This window comes from Fluviicoccus keumensis (assembly GCF_004217445.1).
Taxonomy (GTDB): Bacteria; Pseudomonadota; Gammaproteobacteria; order Pseudomonadales; family Moraxellaceae; genus Fluviicoccus; species Fluviicoccus keumensis.
The window spans coordinates 417,237-431,608 of the sequence record NZ_SHKX01000011.1 but is presented as its reverse complement, the minus strand read 5'-3'; the positions used below and the strand labels follow the sequence as shown (position 1 = coordinate 431,608).

The 14,372-nt window shown below is 60.1% G+C and carries 13 protein-coding genes and 1 pseudogene; 10 read left to right on the top strand and 4 right to left on the bottom strand.

The annotated features are described in order from the left end of the window. Positions 1 to 119: 119 nt before the first annotated feature. On the bottom strand, positions 120 to 1,202 hold the full coding sequence (locus EV700_RS07280) for a hypothetical protein (protein ID WP_130412251.1): 1,083 nt from the start codon (positions 1,200 to 1,202) through the stop codon (positions 120 to 122). Positions 1,203 to 1,369: 167 nt separating this feature from the next. Here EV700_RS07280 and EV700_RS07275 point away from each other — a divergent pair, with 167 nt between their 5' ends. The 4 genes from EV700_RS07275 (at position 1,370) to EV700_RS07260 (ending at position 6,220) form a co-directional block, all read left to right on the top strand. Further along, positions 1,370 to 2,032: a Smr/MutS family protein gene (locus EV700_RS07275; protein ID WP_130412249.1), complete on the top strand. Its 663-nt coding sequence runs from the start codon at positions 1,370 to 1,372 to the stop codon at positions 2,030 to 2,032. Next, complete coding sequence (locus tag EV700_RS07270) at positions 2,029 to 4,383, top strand: hybrid sensor histidine kinase/response regulator (RefSeq protein ID WP_130412247.1); 2,355 nt, start codon at positions 2,029 to 2,031, stop codon at positions 4,381 to 4,383. The genes EV700_RS07275 and EV700_RS07270 overlap by 4 nt, the downstream gene beginning before the upstream one ends. An 85-nt stretch (positions 4,384 to 4,468) precedes the next feature. Beyond that, a complete protein-coding gene (gene folE / locus EV700_RS07265; protein ID WP_242610208.1) occupies positions 4,469 to 5,011 on the top strand; it encodes a GTP cyclohydrolase I FolE in 543 nt (180 codons plus the stop codon). A gap of 105 nt (positions 5,012 to 5,116) precedes the next feature. Continuing rightward, entirely contained in the window at positions 5,117 to 6,220 is a 1,104-nt protein-coding gene (locus EV700_RS07260) for a PAS domain-containing sensor histidine kinase (protein ID WP_130412243.1), read from the top strand. A gap of 63 nt (positions 6,221 to 6,283) precedes the next feature. Here EV700_RS07260 and EV700_RS07255 read toward each other — a convergent pair whose 3' ends face one another. The 3 genes from EV700_RS07255 to EV700_RS17205 form a co-directional block, all read right to left on the bottom strand. Continuing rightward, on the bottom strand, positions 6,284 to 9,214 hold the full coding sequence (locus EV700_RS07255) for an insulinase family protein (RefSeq protein WP_242610207.1): 2,931 nt from the start codon (positions 9,212 to 9,214) through the stop codon (positions 6,284 to 6,286). Positions 9,215 to 9,312: 98 nt separating this feature from the next. After that, positions 9,313 to 10,353: a hypothetical protein gene (locus EV700_RS07250; RefSeq protein WP_130412239.1), complete on the bottom strand. Its 1,041-nt coding sequence runs from the start codon at positions 10,351 to 10,353 to the stop codon at positions 9,313 to 9,315. Positions 10,354 to 10,459: 106 nt separating this feature from the next. Further along, positions 10,460 to 10,582, bottom strand: a complete 123-nt coding sequence (locus tag EV700_RS17205; protein ID WP_278044900.1) for a hypothetical protein — start codon at positions 10,580 to 10,582, stop codon at positions 10,460 to 10,462. A gap of 30 nt (positions 10,583 to 10,612) precedes the next feature. Here EV700_RS17205 and EV700_RS07245 point away from each other — a divergent pair, with 30 nt between their 5' ends. The 6 genes and pseudogenes from EV700_RS07245 to EV700_RS17030 all read left to right on the top strand — a co-directional run bounded on the left by EV700_RS07245 (position 10,613) and on the right by EV700_RS17030 (position 14,365). Continuing rightward, entirely contained in the window at positions 10,613 to 11,605 is a 993-nt protein-coding gene (locus tag EV700_RS07245) for an adenosine kinase (protein ID WP_130412237.1), read from the top strand. After that, positions 11,605 to 11,934 (top strand): Rieske (2Fe-2S) protein, encoded by a 330-nt coding sequence (locus EV700_RS07240; protein ID WP_130412235.1) that lies wholly within the window; start codon positions 11,605 to 11,607, stop codon positions 11,932 to 11,934. Before EV700_RS07245 ends, EV700_RS07240 begins: the two co-directional genes overlap by 1 nt. A gap of 161 nt (positions 11,935 to 12,095) precedes the next feature. Continuing rightward, positions 12,096 to 12,503 (top strand): annotated as a pseudogene (gene dksA, locus EV700_RS07235) (RNA polymerase-binding protein DksA); the annotation flags it as partial. 8 nt (positions 12,504 to 12,511) lie between these two features. Continuing rightward, positions 12,512 to 13,423, top strand: a complete 912-nt coding sequence (gene gluQRS, locus EV700_RS07230) for a tRNA glutamyl-Q(34) synthetase GluQRS (protein WP_130412231.1) — start codon at positions 12,512 to 12,514, stop codon at positions 13,421 to 13,423. 116 nt (positions 13,424 to 13,539) lie between these two features. After that, entirely contained in the window at positions 13,540 to 13,716 is a 177-nt protein-coding gene (locus EV700_RS16825; RefSeq protein ID WP_165391369.1) for a hypothetical protein, read from the top strand. Beyond that, positions 13,706 to 14,365 (top strand): SLC5/6 family protein, encoded by a 660-nt coding sequence (locus EV700_RS17030; RefSeq protein ID WP_242610206.1) that lies wholly within the window; start codon positions 13,706 to 13,708, stop codon positions 14,363 to 14,365. Before EV700_RS16825 ends, EV700_RS17030 begins: the two co-directional genes overlap by 11 nt. The last annotated feature ends 7 nt before the right edge of the window (positions 14,366 to 14,372 follow it).

The window sequence follows — 14,372 nt, the reverse complement described above, 5'->3', positions numbered from 1 at the left end:
TAACAGGCTCTCAGTAACGGAGTCACTGTTCGTTGACGTTCCGCAACCCCCCTGTCACTGCGTGACATCCCCCCTGTTCCACAGGAGGGAAGGATTTCACTTGTTAACGGCATTTCGCCTTAAACAATGGGTTTGACTTCGTTGCGGAGATATTCGACCAATTTTGGCCACTCGCTTTCCTTGTATTCCCCATTAGCGTACCAACCATCTGTTGAACCTAGTTTCACCACCAGCTCCTCAAAATTCGGGTTCCCGGCCAAACGGGCAACAATCAGGCATTGGGGCATATGAATCATATTATGGAAATGATCACGAAATCTTATATCAGCATCACCATTCAAAAGCATATCCAATGTTTTAACACCCAAACATAGTGGCAAAACCCTTGATAAAAATCCCTCTAAATCTCTGAGCATTAACTTAGCATCTTCAATATTACTTACTCTTCTTCCCTCATATGGACCACCGATTATTTCGCTGAATATTTTCCCCCAAAATACAATTTCAGGAAAAATAAACTTAAATTTGTGTGAAACTGCTGATACAGCAGGCTGAGAGACTGATAGCCACACATCTACATCATAATTTCCGTCACTGCCATCAATATTAAAATCCGTGTAAAGAACAACATCATCAGATATTAGTCCATTATATGATGTTGATTCACCCAGCCATGTCATTTTTTTCCGTTTAAATTCTCCGTACTTTCCCAGCACCATCAAAAACTGTGGCTCAAACCACTTTTTGAACTGCCCTTTGCTCTTCGGAAACTCCGCGTCCTGCCTCCATGCCGCACACATCCCCTGCCAAGCCTTCTTCCGCGCCGCCGGCAACACCTTCCCGTCCGGCAAAAAAACCATCACCATCTCTTCATCAACCAACACCACCTGATGCCTGGCCGCCTCCTCCACCATCTTCACCAGAATGTGTTCCCAATCCTCGTACGGCATCTCCATACGCATAGCCGCCCGGCCATTGTTGCGCGCCCGCTTCGGCAAATCCCAGAGGAACTGTTCCAGGCAGTCTTCGTCACCGTATTCCCGCAAATAGGCATCCACCGCATCGGCAAACAACGGCAAGCCTTCGCCAGGCTCGCCATCCTGCTTGTCGTACAGCTCTTTGGCCATCGCGGCAGCAGAGGCATAGTCCTTTGGCAAACCGTGACGACGGGCGTCCCAGGCAAATACATAGTGACCGTTCATGGTGTTCTTGTGTCCATTTCGGGGAGAAGCTTGAGGGGCAGCATAACCATGCGGACGGGAGGCGATCAAGATTGTGTGACGGACAATCCCTGTCGGCTTGGCCTGCTCAGCATCGCATGGGTTAGAATGGAGTCCCTGATATATTCTGCCCGCCGCCCCCCTGCCCCATGAAAAGCAAACTGCTGAATGACCTGAAAAAAAGCCTGGCCTCCGAACAGAAACCGGTAATCAAGGTTGCACCGGTAACTGTCGCCAAGCCGGAAGAGACGGACGAGAAAGTGCTGTGGCAGCGCGCCCTGACCGGTGTCAAACCGCTGGAAACCGAGGCCACCGCGCCGCTGAAGATGCCCCGCCCCGACAAGCAGGAAGCCCTGATGCGCCGCGCCCGCGCCGAAGGTGACCGCGAGCTGGACAATCTGGGCATCTCCGACACCCAGGCCTTGCTGAACCCGGTGGCCAGCGAGGCTCAGCTGGCTTTCCGCCGCGTGGGCGTGCAGGTGGGGCAGTTCAAGAAATTGCAGGACGGCCAATTGCCGTGGAAAGCGGCGGTGGACCTGCACGGCTGCACCGTCGAGCAGGCGCGGCTGGCGGTGCTGCAACTGATCGCCGACGCCCGCGAGGAAAGCATCACCATCATCAAGATCGTGCACGGCAAGGGCTACAGCCAGGAAACCGGCGGCTCGCTGCTGAAAACCTGCGTCAACGGCTGGCTGCAGCAGCATCCGGCGGTCCTCGCCTTCTGCAGCGCTTCATCCAAAGACGGTGGCACGGGCGCGGTATTGGTGCTATTAAAACGACAACCCCCTCCCACGGACTCTCCGCGCCAATGACCCGGATTTCAAGGACGATTCTGCACTGCCTGTTGTTACTGTCGACCCTGCTGGTGATGCTTCCGGCGCGGGCCGATCTGGTCATCGGCGATGGCTACACCTCCGGAAAACTGGCGCCGCATACCGACCGCCTGTGTGACCCGAGCGGACGGCTGACGCTGGATGCTGTACGCAGGCTGGCCTTCCAACCGGACCGCCAGCCGGAAATCTCGCTGGGCTTCCGCCAGCCCGCCTGCTGGTTCCATACCCGGCTGTCAAACCGACGCGCCGATGGAGCCGACCTGATCCTGTCCTCTGACTTTAATATCATCGACCGACTGGAGATGTATGTCGTCGGGCCGGACGGACGGTTACTCGACCGGCAACTCAGCGGTGACGCCGTTGCCTACGATGTCCGCTCCCTGAAGACTCGCACACTGGCTTTCCCGCTGACGCTTCCGGCGGGCGAATCGCGCGATATCTACCTGCGCGCCGAAACCACCAGCACGCTGTACCTGCCGCTGCGTCTTTCCGACAGCCGCGTGTTTTTGGAAACCGCGATGTTCACCGACGCCGTGATCGGTCTGTTCTATGGCATCGCACTGGGTCTGCTGTTTTACCATCTGGTGCTGTGGCTGATGAACCGCGACCGGATGCAGGCCTGGTACCTGTCGTACGTGTTCTTCACCTTCTGCTTTTTCAGCATGGAGCAGGGTTCGCTGTTCCGCTTCTGGCCGCACGCTCCGGCCTGGAACAACGCCTTCCTCTACACCGCCTCCTTCCTGATGCTGGCCACGGCGTTGATGTTCTCGCGCCGCTATCTGGGTACCGCCGAATATCCGCGCCTGCACCGGGGCCTGGCCGCCATTGCCGCGATATTCACCCTGCTGGCCGTCATTCACCCCTGGCTGGCCGGCGGATGGATCGCGCCGTTCAATTCCGTCTGCGCGCTGGCCACCATCAGCGGCGTCATGCTGCTGGGCGTGCTGCGCTGGCAACAAGGTCGTGCTGAAGCCCGTCTGTTCCTGATCGCCTGGGGACTGTTGCTGCTGACCGGCTCGATTTTCATCGTGATGCTGAACCTGGGCATTCCGGGCATCTCTTCGTTGATCCTTTGCGCCCAAGCCGCCTTCGCCGCGCAGCAGATCCTGCTGTCGATCGGACTGGCGCAGCAGGTGCGGTTGCTGGAAGCACGCAACGCCGCGCAGGAGCAGGAGAATCGCTCGGCCAAGGCGGAAAGCGCCGCCAAAAGCGAGTTTCTGGCGCGCATGAGCCACGAGATCCGCACGCCGCTGAACGCCATGCTGGGCGTGAGCCAGTTGATGATCGGGCGCGAACACGACCCGGCCCGGCAGGAACAGCTGGACATCCTGCGCAGTTCCGGCGAGCAGTTGCTGAACATCGTCAATGACATCCTCGATTATTCCAAGATCACGGCCGGCAAACTGGAACTGGAGCGGCTGCCGTTCCACCTGCCCTCGCTGCTGAAGGAAACGGCCGATCTTTTCGCCATGCAGGCCCGACAAAAGGAGCTGGCGTTTCACACCCGTTACGACCCCGCCCTGCCGGAATGGGTGTTGGGCGATCCCACCCGCTTCCGCCAGATCCTGTTCAACCTGCTGGGGAATGCGGTCAAGTTCACCGAATCCGGACAGGTCTCGTTGACCGTGGAATGGTTTCAGGATCAGGAACCCCGGCAAGCCCTGTGCCGATTCCTGATCGAGGATACCGGCATCGGCATGAGTCCCGAGGAGATCAGCCGCCTGTTCACCTCGTTCCGGCAAGCTGACGCTTCCATTACCCGCCGATACGGCGGCGCCGGGCTGGGGTTGGCCATCAGCAAGCAGCTGGCCGACCTGATGCAAGCGCAACTGGAAGTCAAAAGCACACCCGGCAAAGGCTCGGTATTTGTACTGAACCTGACGCTGCCGGTCGTTCCTGAACCGGCCCCGTCTTCCCGCTCCGGACTGGCGGCGGGACTTCCGGAAGACCTGTGCGTGCTGGTTTGCGAGGACAACACCGTCAACCGCACCATCATTTCCGCCATGCTGACACGGCTGGGCGTGCGTCGCTTTGAATTGTGCACCAACGGTTCCGACGCCCTGACCCTGATGACGGAGCGCCATAATGAGTGGGATCTGGTGCTGATGGACTGCGAAATGCCGGTCATGGATGGACTGAGCGCCGTGCGCGCCCTGCGCAAATGGGAAAGGGAACTCGACCGCCCGCACTTGCCGGTGGTCGCGCTGACAGCACACGTGATGCCGGAATACCGTCAGCGCTGCCGTGACGCGGGCATGGACAGCTATCTGGCGAAACCGGTAGTGCTGATGGAACTGGAACGGCATTTACGGCATCCGGTCGACAGCTGAAGCTGGATTTCAGGGTTTGTAACCTTTACCCTGTGCCCGCTTTCCGCTACGGTGCAGCCATCCGCCCATTTGTATGAGACAAATCATGGAAAAAGCCTACGCCTCGATCATCAGCGCCATTGGCGAAGACCTGACCCGTCCCGGTTTGGCCGACACGCCCAAGCGCGCCGCCAAAGCCTTCCAGTACCTCTGCAAGGGCTATGACGAAGATCTGGACACCTTGGTCAACAACGCCATTTTCCCTTCGGACAACGATGAAATGGTGATTGTGAAGGACATCGAACTGTATTCCCTGTGCGAGCACCACCTGCTGCCCTTCATCGGCAAATGCCATGTCGCCTACCTGCCGGACGGCAAGGTACTGGGATTGTCCAAATTCGCCCGCATTGTCGACATGTTCGCCCGCCGCCTGCAAATCCAGGAAAACCTGACCAAGCAGATCGCCGATGCCGTGCTGCAAGTCACCGGCGCCAAGGGCGTGGCGGTCACCATTGAGGCCAAGCACATGTGCATGATGATGCGCGGCGTCGAGAAGCAGAATTCGGTGATGAAATCCTCCGTCATGCTGGGCCGCTTCCGCGAGAATCCGCAAACCCGCAACGAATACCTCAGCCTGATCGCCGGCTAGACTCCCTCCTCCCGGCCCGGATCAAATTCCGGGCCGGATGCTGCACGCATGCCCTATCCCTGCTATTCTGGTTGTCGGCCATTGCGCCTATAACTACAAGAAACCATGAACAGCCAGAACATGCTGGACGCGTTGATGAACAACACGAGCCGGCTCATTTACTTCAAGGATCTGCAAGGGCGCTACACCTTCGTCAACCGCGAATGGCTGCGCCTGTGCGGCTTGTCAGAGCATCTTGTCATCGGCCGGACCGACTTCGACCTGTTCGGCCCCGAATGGGCGGGACTGTTCCGGAATAACGACCTGCAAGTCATCCAGTCCATGCAGTCCACGGATTTTGAGGAGCGGGTCATCGCCCCGGACGGGTCTGTTGTCGTGCATCAGTCCATCAAGTTTCCGGTTTACGACCGTCAGGGCCTGCTCTGCGGCACCGGCGGCATTTCCACCGACATCACCGAACGCAAGCGTCTGGAAGAGTCACTGCGCATTTCCAACCAGACCAAGGACAAGTTCTTCTCCATCATTGCGCATGACCTCAAGAATCCGCTGAACGGCCTGATCGGCCTCACCGAGTTGCTGATGGACGATATTGATACGGCTCCGTCCGTACAAGTCCAGAAAGAAATCCGCTTGATCGGCCAGACCACCAAAGTGTTGCACAACCTGCTGGACAACCTGCTGACCTGGGCGCGATCCCAAACCGGCCTGCTGGAATTCGAGCCCCGCCGCTTGCCGCTGGCGGCCATGGTGCAGGAAAGCGTCCAGCTGGTGCATCCTGCCCTGCTGGCGAAACGGATTGTGCTGAAAGTGGGTTGCCCGGACAACTTGCTGATCTGCGGCGACCTGCAGATGACCTCCACCATCCTGCGCAACTTGCTGGCCAACGCCATCAAGTACAGTCATCCCGATAGCGAAATCCGCCTGCGCGCCCGCGAGTGCGGGGATTATGTCCAAGTCGAGGTTCAGGACAGCGGCATCGGCATTCCCGAAAGCCGTCTGGAGAAGTTGTTCCGGCTGGAAAGCAAGTCTTCGACACCCGGAACGGACGGTGAGATGGGCAGCGGCCTGGGGCTGCTGCTGTGCAAGGATTTTGCCGAAAGGCAACGCGGCCGCGTTGAGGTTGAAAGCGAGTTGGGCAAAGGCACCACGATGCGGCTTTACATCCCCGGGGCGCAAGGTCTGGAGACTGCCCGGCTGAGCGTTGCCTGAACCGGAATCACGATCCCCCGCCCACCCCTTTGGCGGGGCAGGCTTGGGATGATGGCTACGTGATTACAGCTTTTCCAGCGTAAAACCCAGCTTTTCCAGCGCAGACGCCTGACCATAGGGAGCAAGCACCGCCCGGGTCATTACCTCGGGCCGCAGATAGGCGGCCGCCACCCGTTGCAAATCAGCAATCCTCACTTGCAGCAACGCGGCCCGCATCTTGCGGCGCTGGGCCGGCGTACGGCCGTACAAGGCGTTATGGAAGGCGCTGCGCGCTTCACCCGAAGGCGACAAGGGCTTGTCCAGCGACGCGATAATGCCAAGAATGGCTTCTTCAAGCTGCCGCTCCTCATGGGCATTCGACTGCAGCCAGTCCAGACTGGCCTTGAAGTCGGCGTAGGTGCCTTCCAGCCGGGGATCGCGGTAAGAATAGAACCGGAATGCGCAGGCATTGCCGTCATAACCGGCGCCGCCGCCATATGCCCCGCCCTGCTCGCGGATGGCGCGATGCAGGAAACCGTTGCGCAGGAATCCGCCCAGCACCATGAAGGCGGGAGCATCGGGATGATCCGCCGGAACCGCCGGATAAGCCGCCGCGCAGAACTGGACCTGGCTGTTGACCAACCACGCCAGGCTGGGCGGGGCTGACGCCAGTTGACGGATCACCGGGTTTGGCTGACCCGCCACCGCCGCTTTAACCGGCTCATCGCGCCAGGTCGCCTGCAAAGCCGCCATCAAGCCGGGCAGACGCTCTTCCTCCGCAATCAGCAGCAACTGCCGGGGCGCAGCCAGCACCTTGGCGTGCAGGGCTTGCAAGGATGCCAGCAACGCATTCAGGCCGTCCTCCTCCTGTACCGCCTGTACTTGCCGGCGCAAGCGCAAGAGCGCGGGCAAGCCGGAGATACGGTACTCCAGGGAAGCCACAGCGCTCATGCCGTGACTGGCGGTTTGCATGGCCAAGGCATGACCGCTATCGGTAATCCCGGCCTCAAAGCGGGCCTTGCGCTGCCCAAGATACTCACGCACCCGGTCGCCTTCATCGAAGCGCAACTCCTGCAGAGTGGTGCGCACCAGCTCAAAACTGTCAGCGTGGTAATGCAAGGCCTTGCTCGACAACACCAGATGGCCCAACCCCTGCCCCGGATCATTCAGGCTGGTGCGGGTGCTGAGTCCCAGGCGGATGCCGCCGCTGACGCGCGACTGCCATTGCTGCATGGCCAGATAATCGTGCGAACCCGCCCCCAGTTCCCCGGCCAGTCCGGCATAAAGCGGCAGCAGGGCCTGCTCCTCGTCATCCAGTTCCGGCAGGTCGATGATGATCTGGTGATAGAACAGTCCGTTGGTGCCGGCGGTAAACGTCGTCAACGGAACCGCCTGGCCGCCCATCTGCACCGTGGCGCTGCGACCCTCGGCAATCTTGAGGTCGGCGGGCACGTCCGCCAGCCCTACTTTCGGCAGGATGCTGACATCGTCTTCCATGGACTGACGCTCGGCCAGCGCCTTGGTGCGCGCCAGGATGTCCTGCTTCTCGGCCTCACTCAAGGCAGCCTGAAGCCTTGCCAGCCGCGCCGCTTCGGCTTGCTGCTGACGGGCGCTGAGACCGGTGTCCGGCTTCAGGGTCAGGCGAACCCGATGGGAGTTATCCAGCAACTTTTCCTGCAATAACCGGCCGATAAACGCCGGATCCTGAATGGATTGCCGCAATTCGGCCAGCACGGCATCCACATCCCACAGTGCCAGCGGGTCACTGTCCTGCAAAGCTGCACCAAGACCATTCAGGATCAGCTGCAAGCCGTAGGGGTAAGAATCGCCGCCGATTTCACGCTGCGACAGCTCAACCTGATGCAGCACCGCCTCGACATCCTCCTGCGGCACGCCCTTTTCAACCACGTCACGCAACACGTTCAGAATGCCGTCCTCAATCGCCTGTACCTGATCGGTGGAGCAGCCCTCCAGTCCGCAGCTGAAACTCATCTCGCGGCCGTTGTCATCCAGCCCGCACATCGGTGACGGCGACTCCCCCAGTCCGCAGGTTTCCAGGTAATGACGCAGCGGCGATGCCGAATTTTCCAGCAGCACCCCGTTCAGCAAATGCATCGCCAGACGATCGCGCACGTCGGCGGTTTGCCCCAGCAGCCAGCTCAGCACCACGTGGCTCTTGCGACCGTCGTCGCCTTCATCCAGCGGATAGAATTCCTCAACGGTCACCGGCGCCAGATAGCGCTTTTCGTCACGACCGCGCACCGGTTCCCCGGCCTCAAAGGACTGCAGCGCCAGTTCCTCGAAACGGGCCTGCAGTTCAACGGCCGGTATGTCGCCATAGGTCATGAATACGGCGTTGCTGGGGTGGTAATGCTTGCGATAAAAGGCAAGCAGGTCGTCATAGCCAAGATCGGGGATGCTGGCCGGATCACCGCCGGAATTGAAATGGTAAGTCGTTGTCGGAAACACGTATTTGTTCAGCACATCCGACAGGATGCTGTGCGAGGAACTCATCGCACCTTTCATTTCGTTATAGACAACACCTTTATATGTCAGCGGACTGGCGGGATTTTCGGGTTCGCTGAACTCGACGCGGATGCCTTCCTGAGCGAAATCAAGCGGGTCCAGGCGGGCGAAAAATACCGCATCCAGATATACCGACAGCAGGTTGTCGAAGTCCTGACGGTTCTGGCTGGCAAAGGGATAGGCCGTCCAGTCGCTCGAGGTAAACGCATTCATGAAGGTGTTCAGCGAGCGCCGGATCATCAGGAAAAACGGATCGCGCACGGGGTACTTTTTCGACCCGCAAAGCGCGGTGTGCTCCAGGATGTGGGCGACCCCGCAGGAGTCCATCGGCATGGTGCGCAGCGCCACCAGGAAGACGTTTTCCGGATTGTCGGCCGCCAGATGGTAGTGCAAGGCCCCGGTCTTGCGGTGCCGGTATTCCTCCATCACCAGATTCAGGGACGGGACTGGCACGGTTCTGAGGCATTCAAAAGCGGGATGAGCTGACACAGGGGGACTCCGGAGACAAAAACGCAAGACTGCTATGGCGGGATAATGGGGACGAATGTGGCGGGGTGCAAGTAGATGCCGGTAATGACCGGACATTATCAGGACGGACAGCCCAGTTCCCGTGCCACCGCCGCCACGGACAGCGTGTCTGGCAAACCGGACAGCCGGTCCAGCAGGGCGTGCTTGACGTCGTCATGCAGTTCCGCCAGGCGCTCAGGCCTGATATCCAGATCCGTCGCCAGCGCCTTCAACGTCCGGCACTCCGCCGGCGAGCAATCACCGTCGGCATAGGCCGTCAACACACACAACTTCAGGATAAGCTCGCGGCTGGCGACCGCGCAGAACCGGGCGGCATCCATGGCGGGAACACGGCCGACTCCGGCCAGGACATCATCGAAGAGGGGCAAGCCGTCGGTTTCGACACCGGTTTCAAAAAAGCGCCGGATCAGGTCGATCTGTTGGGGATGAGGACCATCCACCCGCGCCATGAACAGCATCGCCCGCGTAGCCAACGTCATTTCGCCATCGCTCAGCGCCACGTCGAAGTCTGCGCATTCAGCGACTTCATCGGAGCCGGCCAAGCCTTCACTGTGATCGCGATCGTTATCCGTGATCACGGATGCCAGTTCATTCCGCATCCGCTCCGCTTGGGCCAGCATATCCAGCTTGGCATCCAGGGCGTTCAGGATTTTTTCATCCGGAATCCATTTTCCGGCCTGGGATCGCTGCTGCTGCAGCAACCGGTACTGTCCGACCAGCGCACTGACCCGCGCCTCCAGAGTTCCGGCCTCCGCCACCGCCGCCCTTTTGGCCGTCAGCGCGGAAATCAGCCGGACTTCCAAATAACCGCGACGGTTTTCCAGCACGCGCCGGTCCGTGCTGTCCAGCGGGCATTGCTCCAGCTGAAGAGACGCCTGTTCCAGATCCTTGCGGAAATCGGCGGCCGCCTCGACCGCGTACCGCCAGCGCGCCAACAACTCCCGGGAACCGGACTCACACTGCCGGAGTTCGGAGACCGCACGCAACACGCCGCTCTGGAAGGCGATATCAGGATGACGCCGCTCGACGCCGGATTGCCAAAGGGCAGCACTGCCCTGCCACAAGCCGGAAAGACGGTTCCGCAAACGTGTGTCTGTCATGACGAAATCCCTGCCGGACGCGCAGTCCTGTTTTTCTGGTTTTATGTTTATGCAGCGGATCATATGTTTAGCGCACATATCTCCACTACGAAACATTCTGTCACATTTAGCCGATATTATCGACAATTTGACGGATCGGCCAGATTGACTCGTCGGGATTCGGGTCAAGGCCGACATTATCCGGGTTTGTCTTTTGCGCCGCCGGGATGTTTGCGGTATAAAGGCGCATTCCTGAAAACCCCTCCACACAAGGCTTCCCATGACCCTTGAACTCTACGCTATCGGCAATGCCCTGGTTGACAGCGAATACCTCGTGACGGACGAATTCCTGGCGTCCCAATCCATTGAAAAGGGTTGCATGACCCTGATTGACGGGGATCGTCAGGCAGGACTGCTGGCGGCGCTGGATCGCGAATTCCGCTGCGCCAAGCGCGCATCCGGCGGCTCGGCGGCGAACAGCGTCATTGCATTCAGCGCCTTTGGCGGTCGGGCTTTCTATACCTGCAAGGTGTCGGATGACGACAATGGAGCCTTCTACCTGCACGATCTTCAAGCTGCCGGTGTCAGCGCCCCGGCGCACGCCAGGGTGGCGGGCGGCGTTACCGGTACGTGCGTGGTCATGGTGACTCCGGACGCCGAGCGCACCATGAACACCCACTTGGGCATTACGGCTGAAATGAGCGCCGGCGAACTGGACCTGCAAGCGTTGGAACAGGCGCGCTTCCTTTATATTGAAGGCTATCTGTCCACCTCGGCCAGCGCCCGTCATGCGGTCGCCACCGCGAGGGATATCGCACGCCGCCGCGGTATCCGCACGGCCCTGACCTTTTCGGATCCGGCGATGGTGCAATACGCCCGCGACGGTCTGGCCGAAATGCTGGCTGACGGCGTCGACATCCTCTTCTGCAACGAAACCGAGGCCACGCTCTGGGCGGGCGTCGAGTCGCTGGATGACGCCATTACCTCCCTGCACCGCCTCAGCCCGCTGGTCGTGGTTACCTGCGGCGGGCGCGGCGCCGTCATCAGCCATCATGGTGAACACACTGCCATTGACGCTTTCCCGGTTAACGCCGTGGACAGCAACGGTGCGGGCGATGCGTTTGCCGGCGCCTTTCTCTACGGACTCAGCCGCGACTGGCCGCTCGACGCCTGCGGACGGCTGGCGTCGCGCACCGCCGCCCAGGTCGTCAGCCGCTTCGGCCCGCGCCTGGACAGCGCCGGCTATGCGGCCGTCTTGAAGGCGCACGTGTGATGAGCCGGGAGCGGTTGTGCACGCTGGCGGAAATCCCGGATCATGATGCCCGGGGTTTCCGCACCAGCCAGGGCGAGGTCGTCGTGGCCCGCCGCGGCACCGAGGTCTTCGCCTACCAGAATCGCTGCCCTCATATCGGTATTTGTCTGAATTTCCAGCCGGATGTCTTCATGGAGCTGACGCAGCGCTACCTGCTGTGCTCCAATCACGGTGCACTCTTCCGCGTTGAAGATGGCTATTGCGTCCATGGTCCCTGTAGCGGACAATCGCTGCGCCGCAAGGACGTGGTGACTGAAAACGGCGTTGTCTGGCTGCTTCCCGGAAATTAGTATCCAGACATTTCCGGCAGCCATCCGGACCGGCCCCGAATTTGCAGGAATCCTGACTTCCTGTTATAGCTTATAGATTAACGTTTCTGTTTTTGCCTGTTTGAGGAGGGTCAATAATGACCGCAACAGCCGCCGCCCGAAAAGAAAAAGAAAGCATGCTGATCTACGGTTTTGAACCGTATCAGCCCAAAGCCGGCGAAGAGTTCATGAGCCCGGAGCAACTGGCGCACTTCAAGGGCATCCTTGAGGCCTGGAAGCGCGAACTGATGGAGGAAGTCGACCGTACCGTGCACCACATGCAGGACGAGTCCGCCAACCTGCCCGACCCCAATGACCGCGCCACCCAGGAAGAAGAGTTCTCGCTGGAATTGCGCGCGCGTGACCGTGAACGCAAGCTGATCCGCAAGATCGACGAAGCCATCAAGAGCATTGACGACGGCGATTACGGCTTCTGTGAGGCTTGCGGCGTCGAAATCGGCATCCGCCGCCTGGAAGCCCGCCCCACCGCCACGTTGTGCATCGACTGTAAAACCCTCGCTGAAATCAAAGAGAAGCAGATGGGGGGCTGACGCCTCCCATGCCCGACTACACCGGCCGTTTCGCGCCCTCGCCAACCGGCCCGCTGCATTTTGGCTCCCTGCTGACGGCTGTTGCCGGCTGGTGCGATGCCCGCGCCGCCGGCGGCCGCTGGTTGGTCCGCATTGAAGATGTGGACGAAGTCCGCACCCGCCCCGGCGCTTCCGACGACATCCTCCGCACCCTTGACGCTTTCGGCCTGACCCACGATGGGGAGGTCCGTGTGCAATCCCGGTGCAAGGCGCGTTATCAGGCCGCCCTCGAACAACTGCAACGTCAGGGCGATGTATTCTGGTGCCGTTGCACCCGCAGCGATCTCGCCCGTTTCGGACAATCTGTCTATCCCGGCCTGTGCCGTCTGCATACTTCCCCCTTGAACAATGCTGCCGTGCGCCTGCGCGTACCCGCGCCCTGCCCGCAGCATTTTCCTGACCGTGTCTTAGGCGAACAACGGGAAGATGTCGCCGCCGTTACCGGTGATTTTGTCATCCGCCGACGCGACGGCTTTTTTGCCTATCAGCTGGCGGTGGTGGTCGATGATGCCGAGCAAGGCGTCACCCACATCGTGCGCGGGGCCGACCTGCTGGACAACACCTGCCGCCAGATCTATCTGCAGCAGCGCCTGGGTTATTCCACACCGGATTATGCGCATATCCCCCTGATTGTGAATGCGAAAGGGGAAAAGTTGTCGAAGCAAACCGGCGCCCTGGGCCTGGACGCCGCCCATGCCGGAAAGCTGATCTGGCTGGCGCTGGATCTGCTGGGACAGTCGCCCGATGCCGCGCTGGCTCGCGAAACGCCGACCGTCATCCTCACCGAGGCTGTCCGCCGCTGGCAGATCACGCGCGTACCGTCGGGCCTGCAACTGCCTGCGGACAAACGTGTGCCGGTCGATGACGCCTACAACCATTAGCCGGTGATCCTGCGGACGCGCTGCAAACGCGCATTCCCCCCAACACGCGCCTACGCTATCCTTAGCAGATAACCCCAAGAGCCGACGCGACCGCCCGGCCACCCCCGAGACAAGTCATGTATATCGACCGACTGGTGCTGATCTTCATCCTCGGAGCCTATTTGCTCTCCCCCGCCATTATCGAATGGTGGAGCATGGGCGGCACGGCCTGGATGCGCCCCTACCTGATCTGGTTCATCCTGATCATTCTCAGCTTCTGGATCGGCAAGAGCCGCGACCTCCATGATCTTTGAACCGTCCATCCTGCTGACGCTGGGGCTGGGCTATCTGCTGATCCTGTTCCTGGCCGCGCATTTCAGTGAAACCGGCATCATTCCCACCCGCTGGATCCGCAATCCGGTGGTCTATGTCCTGTCGTTGGGCGTCTATGTCAGCGCTTGGGGCATCTATGGCGTGGTCGGTTTTGCGTATGAAACCGGTTATAACTTTCTCGCCTTCTATCTGGGCGTGTCCGGCGCCTTCCTGCTGGCTCCGGTGCTCCTCAGCCCGATCCTGCGCTTGTCCAAAAATCATCAATTGGGATCGATGGCCGACCTTTTCGCCTATCGCTACCGCAGCCAGGCGGCTGGATCGCTGACCACCATCGCCATGGTGCTGGGCATGCTGCCGTTACTGGCGCTGCAGATTCGCACCGTCGCCGATTCCGCCGAAATCCTGACGCAAAGCCTGCACCACCATGTCATTTCCATCACCTTCTGCGTCATCATCACCCTGTTCACGTTGCTGTTCGGGGCAAAACCCCTGACCACGCAATACAAGCACGACGGGCTAGTGGTGGCGATCGCGGTGGAATCGGTCATCAAGCTGATTACCATGCTGGTGCTGGCCGGATACGCCCTGTTCTTTGTTTTCGGGGGCGCCTCGGCCTGGACCAGTGGCTGACCCAGCA

Coding starts and splice junctions, on each gene's coding strand:
- EV700_RS07240 (WP_130412235.1), top strand. CDS start 11,605: ATGAGCCGGGAGCGGTTGTGCACGCTGGCGGAAATCCCGGATCATGAT.
- EV700_RS07245 (WP_130412237.1), top strand. CDS start 10,613: ATGACCCTTGAACTCTACGCTATCGGCAATGCCCTGGTTGACAGCGAA.
- EV700_RS17030 (WP_242610206.1), top strand. CDS start 13,706: ATGATCTTTGAACCGTCCATCCTGCTGACGCTGGGGCTGGGCTATCTG.
- EV700_RS07275 (WP_130412249.1), top strand. CDS start 1,370: ATGAAAAGCAAACTGCTGAATGACCTGAAAAAAAGCCTGGCCTCCGAA.
- EV700_RS16825 (WP_165391369.1), top strand. CDS start 13,540: ATGTATATCGACCGACTGGTGCTGATCTTCATCCTCGGAGCCTATTTG.
- EV700_RS17205 (WP_278044900.1), bottom strand. CDS start 10,582: ATGCGCCTTTATACCGCAAACATCCCGGCGGCGCAAAAGACAAACCCG.
- EV700_RS07280 (WP_130412251.1), bottom strand. CDS start 1,202: ATGAACGGTCACTATGTATTTGCCTGGGACGCCCGTCGTCACGGTTTG.
- folE (WP_242610208.1), top strand. CDS start 4,469: ATGGAAAAAGCCTACGCCTCGATCATCAGCGCCATTGGCGAAGACCTG.
- EV700_RS07270 (WP_130412247.1), top strand. CDS start 2,029: ATGACCCGGATTTCAAGGACGATTCTGCACTGCCTGTTGTTACTGTCG.
- EV700_RS07250 (WP_130412239.1), bottom strand. CDS start 10,353: ATGACAGACACACGTTTGCGGAACCGTCTTTCCGGCTTGTGGCAGGGC.
- gluQRS (WP_130412231.1), top strand. CDS start 12,512: ATGCCCGACTACACCGGCCGTTTCGCGCCCTCGCCAACCGGCCCGCTG.
- EV700_RS07260 (WP_130412243.1), top strand. CDS start 5,117: ATGAACAGCCAGAACATGCTGGACGCGTTGATGAACAACACGAGCCGG.